The sequence below is a fragment of the Bradyrhizobium sp. USDA 376 genome (genome assembly GCF_054063675.1).
Map to the genome: position 1 here is coordinate 768,723 of NZ_JBSSGN010000001.1, position 14,832 is coordinate 783,554.

A 14,832-nucleotide genomic window follows, 5' to 3' on the forward strand; every position below is an offset into this window, starting at 1 on the left:
AAAACCCCCTCCCCGAACGTGTGGGGCGCGCGGAGAGAGGGAACGGGCCGGAGTGTTTTGCCTGCGGAGGATGGGGGGTCGTCCGCAAGGCTCCTTTGCCCGAAATGATGCAATCAACTCAATGAAACGAGACCGTCAGCGCACGCCGACACGATTGACCGGACCGCCGCGATTCATCGGTGTGCCGGCACGTACGCCGACGCCGGGCGCACCGACACCGGGTGTCGCGATCGCAGCCGCCGCAACCGGGGCTCCCGGTGCAACCACCACCGCCGCCGTCGGCCGCACCACGCAGCCCTTGGGCACGCCGACGGTCTTGCAATAGACCACGGCCTGCGCCGGGCTCGCGCCCAGCGACACCATCGCCGCACCCGCCAGCACCATGACCGTCAGCCCGGCGCTCAGCGCTCCCGCTCTTTTCGACATCTTGCTCTCCTGCTTCCCGTTCGGCGCCCGATGCAATTCACCGGGTCTCGCAGCCGACGTGCAGTCTGAATGGCAAAAGACGGCGCGCGGATACATGCCATGAAGATGGGGGTGCGGCAGCCGAGGCGACGAGCCGATGCCATGAACATGGCATGGACCGGCACCTGCCCTTCGCGAGATGGTCCGGCCCGCTTGATCCCGAACGGGTCCACCGACAATCCCAAAGAGGTGCTTTATGAAGATTTCAGCTCTTGCCGCGCTGCTGCTTGCCGCCACCGCCCTGCCCGCCGCAGCGCAATCCGGCCCGACGCCACAGGAGCAGATGGCCTGCCGCAGTGACGCCAGCAAGTTCTGCGCCGAGCACATCGGCAAGCCGCCGCAGATGAACGCCTGCCTGCGCGAGAACAAGTCGAAGCTCTCGGACGGCTGCCGCAAGGTCGTGGAATCGCACGGGGGTTGACCTAGCGGTCATTCCGGGGCGCGCCAACGGCGCGAGCCCGGAATCCATCGCGCTACGGTCACTGCGGGTAAATGGATTCCGGGCCTGCGTGCTGCGCACGCATCCCGGAATGACGCGCTCTGTTCCAAAGCACAATTCTTGCAAGCACTCCGCGACGTGAATGTCTTCGGAGTGCCCCTCAATGTACGACACCATCATCGTGGGCGCCGGCTCGGCCGGCTGTGTGCTGGCCAACCGGCTGTCAGCCGATCCACATCGCAAGGTTCTGGTGCTGGAAGCCGGCCGGGCTGCACCGCTCGCGTCCGACATTCCATCGGACTGGCCGACGATGTTCAACACAGCGGTCGACTGGGGCTATTACACCGAACCGCAAGCGGGCTGCCGCGGCCGGCGCATCTTCTGGCCGCGCGGAAAAATGATCGGCGGCTCAGGTGCGATGAACGCGATGATCTATATCCGCGGCCTGCCGTCCGACTACGACGGCTGGGAAAAGGCTGGCTGCGTGGGCTGGGCCTGGCGCGACGTGCTGCCGAAATTCATCGCCTTCGAGAGCAATGCGCGCTTTGTCGACGACCCCTTCCACGGCACGCGCGGACCGCTGCAGGTGGCGGACGTTCCCCATGTCGACCCGAACGAGCTGAAATGGCTGGAGGCAGCGCAGGCCGCGGGGCTGCCGCACAATCCCGACTTCAACGGCGCCACCCAGGAAGGGGCAGGCTTCTTCCAGTTCGTCATCAAGGACGGCGAGCGTTTCGGCACCGGCAAGGCTTATTTGCGCCCGGCGCTGGCGCGCGCCAATCTCACGCTGAAGACAGGCGCGCTTGTCACCCGCATCATCATCGAGCGCTCCCGCGCGATCGGCGTCGAATATCTCGAGAACGGGCAGCCGAAGAGCGCCTTCGCCACCACCGAGGTGGTGCTTGCCTCCGGCGCCATCGGCTCGGCGCAGCAACTGCTGCTGTCGGGCGTCGGCCCGGCCGACGAATTGAAGGCGGTCGGCGTGGACGTCGTGCACGAGCTCGCAGGCGTCGGCAGGGATCTCCAGGACCACATCAACATTCCCATCACCTTCTACACGAGGGAGAAGATCGGCGTCGGCGCCTGGACGGAGGAGAGCCTGGCCGCAAGCCTTGCCGAGTGGAAAGCCAGCCGCAGCGGTCCGCGCACCTCGCCCTGGGTGGCCGCCGGCGCACATGTGAAGAGCCGCGCCGACGTCGCGCCTGACCTGCAGCTCTACGGCGCGATCAGCCCGCACCGCGACTATGTCCGCTTCCTGTCGTCCAGGCCGGGCATCACCCTGCATGCGACCTTGCAACGGCCGCACAGCCGCGGCCGGATCACACTGCGCTCGGCCGATCCGATCGAACATCCCGCGATCGACCCTGGCTATTTCGCATCGGATGCGAGCGGCAGCGACATCGCAACAATGATCGAAGGCGTGCGCATCAACCGCCGCATCGCCGCGCAATCGCCGCTGAAGGAGATGATCGAGGGCGAGATCACGCCGAGCGCGGAAGCGGTAACCGACGCCGAGATCGCCGACTACATCCGCGGCCATTGCACGACGCTCTATCATGCCGCCTCGACCTGCCGCATGGGCACGGACGATCTGGCCGTCGTCGATCCGCAGCGGCTGCAGGTGCGCGGTATCGACGGCCTGCATGTCGCCGACGCCTCGGTGATCCCGATGATGATCTCAGGCAACATCCAGACGCCGACGATCCTGATTGCCGAATGCGCGGCGGCGGCGATCCTCGGTTAAGCGCTAGTCGTCGTCAGGCCCGAACAACCTGATCTGCGGAAAACCGCTGCGCGGTCGGCCCGCATAATCGCGTGTATCGGAATCTTCGCGGATGTTGCGTGCCACGTCGTCCCAATCGGTACGGTCGCGCATGCCGCGCGGCTCGCGGGAGTCGTAGCGGTGACGCTCCGCCCAGCGCTCGCGGCGCTCGGCTCGGCGTCGCTCGGACGCGGCACGCTTCAGGTCGGAATCCCTGGCCTTGGCATAGGCGTTGTCGGGCGGGGACGCAGGCTCTGTAGATGCCTGTTGCTGCTCGGTGGACCTGACAGGCTGCAGAGGCGTTGTGTCAGCCGGCTTGGCGGACGGCGGCGCCTGCGATTCAGCGTTCGCCTGAGTGGTCTGCGTGTCGGGCTTTGCGGCTTCAGGCTTTGCTTCGGCCTGGGCCGGCGCAGCAATGATCGTGCCGAAGGCCTGCGAGCCGGTGAGATATTGCACGCGCTCGGACGGCGCATTGGTCTGGGCTGATGCGCTGGCGGCTTCCGCGCGCTGCGCCATCTTGCTGGTATCCGGCCCCTGCTTGGGCGCGATCGGATTCATGATGTTGCCGGCGACGATGCCGCCGCCGAGGCCAATGGCAATAGCGACAACAATCGTTCCGGCACCGACGAAATAGGCTGTCGAGGCGCGCATTTGTCCACTCCCTCTTTGGGGCGGGCAACGCGTGGGGATTGCCGGATGTTCCTGATGGCTGCGGTTCCCCAAACAGGAAACCGCGCGTATCAGATCTGCTGCGCGACCTTCTCGAGCCCGATGAGGCGGGCGAGCTTGCGCACTTCTTCCTTCTGGTCGTCGCGCAGCTGGAACAACAGCGGCATCGCGGCCGACTTCAACTGCTGCACCTCGTCGCAATTCGGATCGATCTGGGCGCTGGGCGGCGCGTTCGGATTCGACAACTTGTTCGCCTGGATCCTGCGCGCGACGTTGCGCAGCGCAGTCTCGACGGAAGGCCAGTAATATTCCTGCGACGACGACAGCTTCAGGCGATCTTTGATGCCCGAAATCTGAACGTCGGAAAGCAACGAATAGGATTTCTGCGGCTGCGGCTTGGCGGCGACTTTCGGCTTGACCGGGACCTCGACGGCGGGAACTTCCGCCGCCGCGGGCGCCTCATGCGCATTGGCCTTTGGCATCGGGAAATCGGACGGCGTCGCGGCGGCAAAGGCCTGGCGCAGCGGCTCGGTCATGAGCGGAGCCTGCGCGAGCTTGTCGGCGGGGACCTGGACCGGCTCGATCGCGGCCGAGGCCAAAGCGAGCGTCGGAACCAGACGATCGGCCTTGGCGGCCCGATTGGTGGCAAGCGGCTTCGCGGGCGGAGGTTCGGTGATCATCTCAGCGCTGACGCTGGGCACGCTGTCACGGCCGAGGATGGCGGTGGTGGCGGCGCCAAGGACGAGGAAACAGGTCAGCACAACGATGGTGATGGCTTTGGACAAACGTCCCTCCGCGCCCACAACTTCAAGTCCACGTGATCACTGCCCGGAAACTGGGCGATAATTAAGGCTTAACCGTGCCATCGCAGCGGCAATCGCGCGGACTGCGGCGACACCGCCGGAAACCTCAAGGAAATCAAGCGGCTGCCGCCAGATCATAGGCGTCCTGGATGTCGGCGACGATCTCGGAGGCCTCCCAGACGGCGCGCGGCTCGACCGATTGCAGCGTGACCGTCCAGTTGCCGCCCCGGCGGGTGCGGGGGACGCTGACGATGTCGAAGCGCACATTGCGGCACAGCGGGTGGCGGGCCAGCGCATGGGCGACGCGGACGCGGATCTCGTCCAGCGATGCCGCCCTCTTGGTGTTGAGAAAATCGAAGTCCATCGCCTGTCCCTCTCGGTCCCTGATTGGCGGCCTTGAGAGGGATTCTTGGCGGGCGATGGTTAATCCGCCGTTAAATGAGGTGGTTTTGAGGTATGCGAATTAACTGTGGACGATGCGATCCGACCTCTTCCCGCACACGGGGAGAGGCGAAGAGTCTCACCGCCCGCTTGCCTCGCGGTATTCCGCGATCGTCCGCGCGACGAGATCGCTGGCCGAGAGCACATCGGTGACGCCCGACGTCGAGTGACCGCCGCTCCAGATGTCGCGCCAGCGCTTTGGCCGGCTCTCGCGCGCGGCAACGTCGATATCCTCTGCGATGTCGATCGCGCCACGCGCCGGCAGGTCGTCGGGATCGAGACCCGCAGCGACGATCGACGGCTTCAGCATGCTGGTCTGGAGGCCCGTGAACGCGGTGGTGAGCAGGATGTCGTCGGCGCTGCTCTCGACCAGCATCCGCTTGTAACGATCATCGGCCATGCTCTCGCGCGTCGCGATGAATTTTGTGCCCATATAGCCGAGATCGCAGCCGAGCACTTCGGCCGCATGCAGCGCGCGGCCATCGCTGATGCCGCCCGCGAGCACGATGATGCCGTCGTAGAACGCACGCACCGCGCGGACGAAGGCGAACGGATTGAGCCAGCCGGTCTGCCCGCCCGCGCCTGCGGTGAGCAACACCAGCCCATCGGCGCCCGCTTCCGCTGCGCGCTCGGCATGGCGGATCGAGGCAACGTCCGCCAGCACCAGCGCACCGGCGTCGTGCAGCGGCTTCAGCACTGGCGACGGCGAGCCGACCGAGGTGATGACGATCTCCGGCTTGTGCCGCAGCAGCACGGCGAGATCCTGCTCCAGTCGCGCATTGGAGCGGTGCACGATCAGGTTCGGGCACAGCGGCGCTGCCTTGCGGCCGCTCTGATCTTCATGCTGTCGCAGCCGTGTTTCGATCTCGCCGAGCCACGCATCGAGTTGTTCCGTGCTGCGGCAATTCGCAGTGGGGAAGCTGCCGATCACACCGCTCTGGCAGGCCGCGACCATGAGTTCGACACCCGACACCAGAAACATCGGCGCGGCGATCAGCGGCAGGGTGAGACGATCGCCGAAACGTTGCAGTCGCTCTGATCTCACGCATGCCTCCATCGCGCGGGCTTTGTCGTTTCCTCCCGCATTCCCTGTGCTAGCGTTACGGTAAACATTGGCACGCCAGAAGCCGATGACAAAGCAACGAGGAAACATATGTCCGATCCGCTCCACGCATCGTCGCCGACTTGTGCGCAGACGCTACGGGCACTGTCGCGCTATCCCGGCCGCACCGCTTTCGCCTGGCCGGACGGATCGCTGAGCTACCAGGGCACGATCGACCTGATCGGGCGCATCCAGGGCGTGTTCATGCGGCTGGGATTGCAGCCCGGCGCGCGCGTCGCCTTCCTCACTGCGAACCGCGCCGACACCTGGTGCGCGGGTGTCGCTGCGCAATTGTCGCGGCTCTGCATCACCTGGCTGCATCCTTTGGGATCGCGAGGAGACCAGCTGTTCCAGCTCGAGGATTCCGAAGCCGAGGTGCTGGTGGTCGATGCGGCCGCGTTCCGCGATCGCGGCGGCGAGCTCGCCGCGAGCGCGGGCCGGCTCAAGGCGGTCTTCACCATGGGACCGGCCGATTATGGCGTCGACCTGCTGCAGGCGATCGAGATCGAAGGCCATTTCAGCGCGCGATGCCTCGCCGGCCCTGACGACCTCTCCACGCTGAACTACACCGGCGGCACGACGGGCAAATCCAAGGGCGCGCTGCGCTACCACCGCGAAAATGCCGGGGGCGCCGCCGCGATCCTCGCCGATTTCGAAATTCCGGAAGGAGCGCGCTATCTCGCGGTCGCGCCGATCAGCCATGTCGCCGGCACGAAGGTGCTTCCGACCCTGATGCGCGGCGGCACCGTGCACATGCTTAAAGGCTTCGATCCCGAGGCCGTGCTGGCGACGATCGCGCGCGAGCGCATCAACTTCACGCTGTTCGTGCCCACCATGATCTATGTGCTGCTCGACCACCCCGCGTTGGGCAGGAGCGACCTGTCCTCGCTCGAGCTCGTGCTCTACGGCGCCTCGGCGATGTCGCCGAGCCGGCTGCTCGAAGGCATCGAGCGCATCGGCCCGGTGTTCTCGCAGCTTTACGGGCAGACCGAATGCTATCCGATCTCGGTGCTGCGCAAGGCGGAGCATGATCCCAGGACGCCGGAGCTGTTCCTGTCCTGCGGCTTTCCGATCGCGGCCTGCGAGGTCAAGCTCCTCGACGACGACGACCAGGAGGTGACGACCGGCGAGGCCGGCGAGATCTGCGTGCGTGCCCCGCATGCGATGGCGGAGTACTGGAAGCGGCCGGACATCACCGCCGAGACGCTGAAGAACGGCTGGGTCCACACCGGCGACATCGCGCGCAAGGACGAGCGCGGCTACATGTTCATCCTCGACCCGAAGAAGGATATGATCATCTCCGGCGGCTTCAACATCTTCCCGCGCGAGGTCGAGGACGTGCTGTCGCAGCATACGGATGTCGCGATGGTCGCGGTCGTCGGTATCCCCGACGAGAAATGGGGCGAAGCCGTTACCGCCGTCGTCGTGCCGCGTGAAGGCGTAAAGCCTGATCCGGACGAGCTGATCAACCTCGTGAAGACGAAAAAAGGCTCGGCGCATGCGCCGAAGCAGATCCAGTTCGTCAAGCAGCTGCCGATGACCGGCGTCGGCAAGGTCGACAAGAAGGTACTCCGTGCAGGCTTCTGGAGCGGGCGGGACCGGATGGTGGGGTAAATACCCCGGAATTCTACGGTGTCGTTGTGGCCCCGGCACCACAGCGCGCAGCGGAGTATGCCGCGGCGATGCCCGCGCGATTGCCCACGAATCAGGGAATCACCTAGACCGCTGATGGGGCTGGGAAGCGGAGTATCAAATGAGAGTCGCTTCCTTGGAAAGTGCGTTGGCTGCGGTCACGTTGATCACGGCTATTGTTGTCGTGCTGTGGGAGATCAAGATCTTCTACGGCATTTGAACTGGCAGGACGCTGGCGTCGAACAAGAGGCCTCCGGACAAGAAGAGGTTCGCGACCAGGGCATCCCTTCCGCGGCGGCGGAAGCTGCCATTCAATTGGCTCCCGGCCTGAGCACGGCGAAAGCCGTCACGCTCCCCGCTTCTCGATTACGAGGCTCTGCACGGCGCGGCCGAAATAGCCCTGCCGGTCGGCAAGCCGGGACATCGCAAGGCCCGCGCCGTCAGGGCCGATCCAGGAGTCGCCGTCGAGCAGGATCCACTCGCCGACCGGCTGGCGCGCAAAGCTCACGGTGAGATCGGCGTTGATGTAGGTCCAGGCGCGGAAATCGAGCGTCGAGGCGGTGCCGTTGGAGAAGTCGGCGGCGACCACGGCGCGCATGGCCTGCGAGATCGCTTCGCCCTCGATCAGCGGATGGTCTACGCGAAACCAGATCGCGCCGGCACCGGCCTGGCCGAAGCGGCCGCGCGCGGCGCGCATCGAGACCGACCGCACGAACGGACTGGTGGCGGCGTGACCGTCCTCCACCAGCGAGTCCTCCGGCGACGGCAGCGTGACCGGCAGCTCCTTGACCTCGTCCGGCAGCGCCTGCGCCTGGCGCCTGACCTTGAGCACGGTGGCGCCGACCACCTGCACGCCGTCGGCGAGCAACTTGATTTCGCAGAGCTGGATCTTGCGGCCCTCGCGCAGCACTTCGGTCGCAATCGTGAGCGGCGCCACCGGGACCGGCCGCATCAGATCGATGGTGACGCGCGCGATGTCCATCAGGGCAGGCGTCGGGATGCGCTCGGCCGCCCATGTCACCAGCGATGCCGGCGCCGAGCCGTGCTGCATGCGCCGGTCCCAGGGACCGGCGGCGTCCGGGCTGGTGACGACGCTGTTGCCGTCGACGCGGTAGATGGGGGTCATGGTGCAGATCTCTGTTGGCTGAGATGCTCGGAGTCCCAATGACGGTGTCGTCCTGGCGAAAGCCAGGACCCATTACCCCAGGGAGAAGTTGCTGCGCGAGATCGGTAACCGCGAGCCTTCGCCAAACTACGCCCTGTGGTTATGGGTCCTGGATCAGCGCTCGCTCCGCTCGCTTGTCCAGGACGACGAAAGAAAGAACCGGGACGACAGTCCTCACAACGGCGGATCGATCGCTTCGTCGTATTCCTTCTTGAAGCGCGCGATCAGCTCGGCGGCGGGGATGATGCCCTCGATGCTGCCGATGCCCTGGCCCGAGCCCCAGATCTCCTTCCACGCCTTCGGCTTGGCGCGCTCGCCCGAGGCGTCGGTGCCGAAATTCATCTTGGAGGGATCGGACGTCGGCAGGTTTTCCGGATCCATGCCGGCCGCGAGGATCGAGGGCTTCAGATAGTTGCCGTGCACGCCGGTGAAGAGGTTGGAATAGACGATGTCGTCGGCCGTCGAGCCCGCGATCATCTCCTTGTACTTCTCGACCGCATTGGCCTCCTTGGTCGCGATGAAGGCCGAGCCGATATAGGCGAAGTCGGCACCGAGGATGCGCGCGGCGCGGATCGCCTTGCCGTTGCCGATGGCGCCCGACAGCGCGATCGGGCCGTCGAACCACTTTCGTGTCTCGGCAACGAAAGCCAGCGGCGAGATCGTGCCGGCATGGCCGCCGGCGCCGGCCGCGACGAGGATCAGGCCGTCGGCGCCCTTCTCGATCGCCTTGTGTGCGAATTTCTGGTTGATCACGTCGTGGAAGACGATGCCGCCCCAGCCGTGCACGGCCTGATTCAGCTCCTCGCGCGCGCCGAGCGAAGAGATGATCATCGGCACCTTGTACTTGGCGCAGAGCTGCATGTCGTGGTCGAGCCGGTTGTTCGACTTGTGCACGATCTGGTTGACCGCGAACGGCGCCGACGGCTTGTCGGGATGCGCGCGATCATAGGCCGCGAGCTCTTCGGTGATCCGCGCCAGCCATTCGTCGAGCAACTCCGGCGGCCGCGCGTTCAGCGCCGGAAACGAGCCGACCACACCCGCCTTGCACTGCGCGATCACGAGATCGGGCACCGAGATGATGAAGAGCGGCGAGCCGATCACGGGGATCGACAGGCGCCCCTTGAACAGGGCAGGCATGGACATTGCGGAACGATCCTCTTCTGGCGGTCAAACGAAGGTTGGGAGCCATACCAACAAGGCAATCTTTCCACTGTCAAGTATTGCGTTTTGGCGCCGCAGCGGATGCGGCGACCGCAATTCCAAGCAGCGGAATACCTCTCCGTCATTCCAGGGCGCGCGAAGCGCGAGCCCGGAATGACGATGAGAAATCACCCGATCAAGTCCGGGTTGATCAGCCGCTCGAACGAGAACATCTCGTCCCACTTCTCCTGCGTCAGCAGCTTGCGCTCGGTGACGACGATCTGGTGCAGCGACTTGCCGCTCTTGTAGCCCTCGCGCGCGATCTCGGCGCATTGCTTGTAGCCGAGCAGCGGCTTCAGCACCGTGACGATACCGAGCGAGTTCAGCACCATGTTGCGGGTGTGGTCCTCGTTGGCGGTGATGCCGACGACGCAGTTCTCGCGCAGGCTGTTGACCGCGCGCTCCATGGTGCGGATCGAGAAGAACAGCGCGAACGAGATCACCGGCTCCATCACGTTGAGCTGGAGCTGACCGGCGGAGGCGGCGAGCGTCACCGTGGTGTCGAGGCCGATGACGAGGAAGCTGGTCTGGTTGACGACCTCAGGAATGACCGGATTGACCTTGCCCGGCATGATCGAGGAGCCCGGCTGAAGCTGCGGCAGGTTGATCTCGTTGAAGCCGGCGCGCGGGCCGGAGGCGAGCAGGCGGATGTCGTTGCAGATCTTCGTCAGCTTGCTCGCGGTGCGCTTCAGCACGCCGGAGAGCTGCACATAGGCGCCGGTGTCCGAGGTCGCCTCGACGAGGTCGCCGGCGAGAATGAAGTCGATGCCAGTGAGCGCGCTCAGATGCCGGACCGCGAGTTTTGGATAGCCGACCGCCGCGGTGACGGAGGTGCCGATCGCGGTGGCGCCGAGATTGATCTCACGCAGCAGCGCCCGCGCCTCGGAGATGCGATCGACCTCCTCGCCGATCGTGGTGCCCCACCCCCGGAATTCGGCGCCGAGCGACATCGGCACCGCGTCCTGGAGATGCGTGCGGCCCATCTTCAGCACGCGGTCGAACTCGCGGCCCTTGGCGAAGAAGGCTTCCTGGAGCTGCCGCAGCGCCGTCATGTAGCTCTCGAGCCGCAGGATCAGCGCGAGGCGAAAGGCGGTCGGATAGGTGTCGTTGGTGGACTGGCCGTAATTGACATGATCGTTGGGGCTGACGTGCTGATAGTCGCCCTTGGCAAAGCCGAGCGATTCCAGCGCGAGGTTGGCGATCACCTCGTTGGCGTTCATGTTGGTCGATGTGCCGGCGCCGCCCTGGATGAAGTCGGTGACGAACTGGTCCATCATGTCGCCGGCGATGACGCGGTCGCAGCCGAGGATGATCGCGTCGGCCACCTTGGCGTCGATCGCGCCGAGGTCGCGATTGGCCATGGCGGCGGCCTTCTTCACGTAACCGAGCGCCTTCACGAAGTAAGGCTCCTGGTTCATGGGAATGCCGGTGATGTGGAAGTTCTCCTTCCCGCGGATGGTCTGGACGCCGTAGTAGATGTCGTCGGCGATCTCACGCTGTCCGAGGAAATCCTGCTCCGTGCGGCTCATGGGCGCTCCTTGTTGCATGCGCGCGAGGTCCTCACGTCAGTTCTGGCACAGCGCGCTGGTCACGAAAGCATCGGTGCGGCAGTCGTCCGGTTTGCGTTGCCTGCCCGGGATAAGAACCTTGGCCGAGCATTTCTCGGCGGAATCGGCGTTGAGGCTCTTGCCTTCCTTGTAACCCTTGCCCTGGCAGAGCTGGTCGGCGGCCTGCTTGCAGTCGGGCGCGCCGTTCGACGAGACCGGGCAGACCACGCGCCCCGACACCATGGTCGAGGCCTTGGTCAGCCGCGACAGGTCGTTCATGGTTTCGCTCGGGCTTTTGATCGGCGGCAGGATCGAGGGCAGCTTGTCGAACAGCTTGCCCATTTCGTTGATCAGCCCGGGATTCTCCTCAGCTGCCGGCGGCGCCGATGAAGCGGGCGTCGACGGCGGCGGCGCGGCCTGCGGCCCCTGCTCCTGGACGCCGAGCGACGGCGGCCGAGATTGCGGCCATCCCGCCCCGCCGGCACCGACCAGGATCAGCACCACTGCTGATATCAGCGTCCCGAGCCGCGCGGCCGGATTGCCGGATCGAACCATCATGGCGGCAATCGTAGCCGAAGCCGGCGCAGCGGCAAAGCGCGGAGGTGGTCTATTGGTTGAGCATGATCTCCGGGCAAACGCGTTCCGCGTTTGTCGCGAGGGAAAACCGCTTCGCACTTTGCGCTGGCGCGGCCCTTCGGGTCCGGATCATGCTCTAGATCAGCTTGACCGCCACCACGAAGCCCAGCACCAGCACGACGGCGCCGATCGTCACCCACAATCCGAGATGCTCCTCGAGCTTGTGCCGGATCCAGTCGCCATAGCGGTTGAGCAGGATCGCCACGATGAAGAAGCGTCCGCCGCGCGCGACGATCGAGCACAGGGTGAAGAGAATGAGATTATAGCCGGCGAAACCCGAGGTGATGGTGACGAGCTTGTAGGGGATCGGCGTCAGCCCCTTGAGCAGGATGATCACCGCGCCCCATTCCGCATAGGAGGCGCGGAAGGCATCGACCTTGTCGCCAAGGCCATAGACCTGGATCAGCCAGTGACCGACCGAGTCGAACAGCAGCGCGCCGATGGCGTAGCCAAGCAGGCCGCCGAGCACCGATGTGATCGTACAGACCGTGGCATAGACCCAGGCGCGCTGCGGGCGCGCCAGCGACATCGGGATCAGCATCACATCCGGCGGGACCGGAAAGAAGGAGCTTTCTGCAAAACTCACGGCTCCCATGATCCAGAGCGCGTAGGGCTTGTGGGCGGCGTCGATGCACCAGTCGTAGATACGTTTCAGCATGGCGCCGCGATGAAGCACCATGGGACGGATTTGTCCATCGCGAGTTTTGTGAAGCTTTTAATGGCGCTTGCGCGCGGCGCGGCTCTCGAGCGCGGCAATTGGCCGCCGTGCGGAGATACGCGGTGACGCAACTTTGGGCAGCTTCATGGCCGATTTCGGCAACTTCTCGGCGATGCCGAGCATGTCTTCCCGCCGCGTCATCTCGCGCCAGACATCCTCGGGGCGCACGCCGGCCGAGGCCCAGAGCACGGTCAGATTGTACAGCAGGTCGGCGCTCTCGCGGATCACGGCCTCGCTGTCGCCATTGACGGCATCGATGACGACTTCGATGGCCTCCTCGGCCAGTTTCTTCGCCATTTTGGAGGGGCCGCGCTGAAACAGCCGGGCCGTACGCGATGTTGCCGGATCAAGATCCTTGGCCGCGAGCACAGCCAGATATAGCCGCTCAAGCGAATCACTCATGGTACTCAAAACTACTCTAAACCAATGGCGAGCGCGTTAACGCCCGACGATAAAAGCAAAAAACAGGCCGGCGCGACAAGCGCGACGGCCTGTTTTGGTCAACCTTTGGTAGCCAAGGGGCCGGCAGGCCTAGTAGCAGTTCGTGAAGTAGCCTTGGCCACAGAGCTCCGAGGGCGCGGTGCCGCCGTAGCGCTGATACTGGTAGTTCGGGCCCGGGCCGTAATAGGGGCCGTAGGCCGGGGCACTGTAGTAGACGGGACCGCCATAATAGCCGTAGCCCGGCCCCGGACCGTAATCATAGGCGTAGGCGTCACGGGTCGCAGCGATGGCGAGACCGGTGCCAATGGCTGCGAAAGCCGCGGCGGCCGCAGCACCGCCACCACCGCCACGCCAGTGGCGGCCGCCTGCGTAGGAGGCCGTCGGAGCGACCGCGGTCAGCGCCAGCACCGCAGCCGTCGCGAGGACGGCTTTACGGCCGGTAAGGCTCGAAAATCTGTCAAACATGTCCTGGACCCTCCTTGGGACCTTGAATGGTGCCTTGAGACAGGCTCATGTCTTTCAAACACCCGCCTCCATGTTGGGTTCCCCAACCCCAACACAAGCTGAACGGGGTTGCGTGATCGTGACGCAACCGCCGCTCATCCGCCGTTCATGTTGGCGCGCGCACGGTCCTCGCCGGCCGGCGCTGCGAGCGTCACAAACCACAACAATGCGGGACCGGCGCAATTGATGCCAGGATTCAAGACGATCGCCCTTCGCGGCCTGCTGGCCCTTGCTATCTCGCTCGCCGCGTTGACCGCGCGCGAGGTCACAGCGGCCGAGAGCCCCACCGCATCCACAGCGATCCACTTCACCTTCGACCGTCCGATCGATGCCAGCATGGCACCATTCTTCCTTGCCGCGAAAGACGGCAAGTTCGGCGCCGAGCATCTCAACGTGTCCTTCAACATCGCGCCCGGATCGCCGGAGGCGCTTGCGCGTGTCGCCAAGGGCGACAGCGAGCTCGCGCTGGTCGACATCAACGAACTGGTCCGCTTTCGCGACAAGGACGATGCGGCGCCGGTCAAGGCGGTGTTCGTGCTGTTCAACCACGCACCCTACGCGATCGTCGCGCGCAGGAGCCGCGGCATCCATCTCCTGCCCGACCTCGACGGCAAGACCGTCGGCGTCGCCGACGGTGACCTGTCGATGCGGCTGTGGCCGGCGCTGGCGCAGCAGAACAACATCAACGCTTCGCGCGTGAAATTCCACAAGATCGGTGCCGCGGTGCGCGAGCCGATCCTGTCCGCAGGACAGGTCGATGCCGTCGCCGGCTTCAGCCATCTGTCGGCGGTGAACCTGCGCGACCGCGGCGTGCCCGGCGGCGATCTCGTCGTGCTGCGTTATGCCGACTATGGCTGCGAAGTCTATGGCTTTGCCGTGGTGGCCAATCCCGCGTTCGCCGCGGCGAAGCCGGACGCCGTGAAGGGTTTCGTCCGCGCACTGATCGCCGGCATCAACGCAACGGTCAAAGAGCCGGCGCGTGCGGCGGACGAGGCTGCAAGCCGCATCGACGATGGCGACCGCGAGCTCGAGCTGGAGCGCCTGCGCACCGTGCTCGTCGACAACATCCTGACCGACGAGGTCAAGCGCAACGGCCTCGGCGGCATCGATCCGGCGCGCCTGGAGCGCTCGATCGACCAGATCGCCCAGGACTTCAAATTCCGCAAACGTCCGGCGGCGGGCGACATCTTCGATGACCGGTTCCTGCCGCCGGTCGAGAGCCGGCTCATCAATTGAGCAAAACCGATAGCTTCCGCTGTATCTCGCGGGTGATCCCGGCTTAGAATACGGGCTCCATCAGCTGCCCGA

At 65.3% G+C, this 14,832-nt stretch carries 16 protein-coding genes; 4 read left to right on the forward strand and 12 right to left on the reverse strand.

Translation table 11 applies throughout. From position 1 onward, the window contains the following. Positions 1-135: 135 nt before the first annotated feature. Positions 136-426 (reverse strand): hypothetical protein, encoded by a 291-nt coding sequence (locus tag ACVJ19_RS03410; protein ID WP_453948028.1) that lies wholly within the window; start codon positions 424-426, stop codon positions 136-138. A gap of 235 nt (positions 427-661) precedes the next feature. On the opposite strand from ACVJ19_RS03410, the gene ACVJ19_RS03415 reads away from it, so the two are divergent. Then, positions 662-886, forward strand: a complete 225-nt coding sequence (locus ACVJ19_RS03415; protein ID WP_212341155.1) for a cysteine rich repeat-containing protein — start codon at positions 662-664, stop codon at positions 884-886. A 181-nt stretch (positions 887-1,067) separates the two neighbouring features. Further along, a complete protein-coding gene (locus ACVJ19_RS03420) occupies positions 1,068-2,648 on the forward strand; it encodes a GMC family oxidoreductase (RefSeq protein WP_453948029.1) in 1,581 nt (526 codons plus the stop codon). A gap of 3 nt (positions 2,649-2,651) precedes the next feature. On the opposite strand, the gene ACVJ19_RS03425 is transcribed toward ACVJ19_RS03420, so the two are convergent. The 4 genes from ACVJ19_RS03425 to ACVJ19_RS03440 form a co-directional block, all read right to left on the reverse strand. Then, positions 2,652-3,317 (reverse strand): hypothetical protein, encoded by a 666-nt coding sequence (locus tag ACVJ19_RS03425; RefSeq protein ID WP_453948030.1) that lies wholly within the window; start codon positions 3,315-3,317, stop codon positions 2,652-2,654. 89 nt (positions 3,318-3,406) lie between these two features. Next, positions 3,407-4,120, reverse strand: a complete 714-nt coding sequence (locus ACVJ19_RS03430) for a hypothetical protein (protein WP_453948031.1) — start codon at positions 4,118-4,120, stop codon at positions 3,407-3,409. A gap of 133 nt (positions 4,121-4,253) precedes the next feature. After that, entirely contained in the window at positions 4,254-4,502 is a 249-nt protein-coding gene (locus ACVJ19_RS03435) for a hypothetical protein (protein WP_453948032.1), read from the reverse strand. A gap of 156 nt (positions 4,503-4,658) precedes the next feature. Beyond that, positions 4,659-5,624, reverse strand: a complete 966-nt coding sequence (locus ACVJ19_RS03440; RefSeq protein ID WP_453948033.1) for an NAD(P)H-dependent flavin oxidoreductase — start codon at positions 5,622-5,624, stop codon at positions 4,659-4,661. A 108-nt stretch (positions 5,625-5,732) separates the two neighbouring features. On the opposite strand from ACVJ19_RS03440, the gene ACVJ19_RS03445 reads away from it, so the two are divergent. After that, the gene (locus tag ACVJ19_RS03445) at positions 5,733-7,295 is read left to right on the forward strand and encodes an AMP-binding protein (protein ID WP_453948034.1); all 1,563 of its coding nucleotides are present in this window, start codon (positions 5,733-5,735) and stop codon (positions 7,293-7,295) included. A gap of 364 nt (positions 7,296-7,659) precedes the next feature. Here the strand turns inward: ACVJ19_RS03445 and ACVJ19_RS03450 are convergent, their stop codons facing one another. The 7 genes from ACVJ19_RS03450 to ACVJ19_RS03480 form a co-directional block, all read right to left on the reverse strand. Next, positions 7,660-8,439 (reverse strand): thioesterase family protein, encoded by a 780-nt coding sequence (locus tag ACVJ19_RS03450; RefSeq protein WP_453948035.1) that lies wholly within the window; start codon positions 8,437-8,439, stop codon positions 7,660-7,662. 213 nt (positions 8,440-8,652) lie between these two features. Beyond that, a complete protein-coding gene (locus ACVJ19_RS03455; protein ID WP_453948036.1) occupies positions 8,653-9,621 on the reverse strand; it encodes an NAD(P)H-dependent flavin oxidoreductase in 969 nt (322 codons plus the stop codon). A gap of 185 nt (positions 9,622-9,806) precedes the next feature. Beyond that, positions 9,807-11,207, reverse strand: coding sequence for an aspartate ammonia-lyase (locus ACVJ19_RS03460; RefSeq protein ID WP_453948037.1), 1,401 nt, complete (start codon positions 11,205-11,207; stop codon positions 9,807-9,809). A gap of 36 nt (positions 11,208-11,243) precedes the next feature. Next, positions 11,244-11,783 (reverse strand): hypothetical protein, encoded by a 540-nt coding sequence (locus ACVJ19_RS03465; protein ID WP_453948038.1) that lies wholly within the window; start codon positions 11,781-11,783, stop codon positions 11,244-11,246. A 154-nt stretch (positions 11,784-11,937) separates the two neighbouring features. Further along, entirely contained in the window at positions 11,938-12,540 is a 603-nt protein-coding gene (locus ACVJ19_RS03470; RefSeq protein WP_453948039.1) for a YqaA family protein, read from the reverse strand. A 36-nt stretch (positions 12,541-12,576) separates the two neighbouring features. Next, positions 12,577-12,981, reverse strand: a complete 405-nt coding sequence (gene hisE / locus ACVJ19_RS03475) for a phosphoribosyl-ATP diphosphatase (RefSeq protein ID WP_453948040.1) — start codon at positions 12,979-12,981, stop codon at positions 12,577-12,579. Positions 12,982-13,110: 129 nt separating this feature from the next. Further along, positions 13,111-13,485, reverse strand: coding sequence for a hypothetical protein (locus ACVJ19_RS03480; RefSeq protein WP_453948041.1), 375 nt, complete (start codon positions 13,483-13,485; stop codon positions 13,111-13,113). Between the two features lie 225 nt (positions 13,486-13,710). Here ACVJ19_RS03480 and ACVJ19_RS03485 point away from each other — a divergent pair, with 225 nt between their 5' ends. Further along, positions 13,711-14,760, forward strand: a complete 1,050-nt coding sequence (locus ACVJ19_RS03485; protein ID WP_453948042.1) for an ABC transporter substrate-binding protein — start codon at positions 13,711-13,713, stop codon at positions 14,758-14,760. Positions 14,761-14,832: the final 72 nt, after the last annotated feature.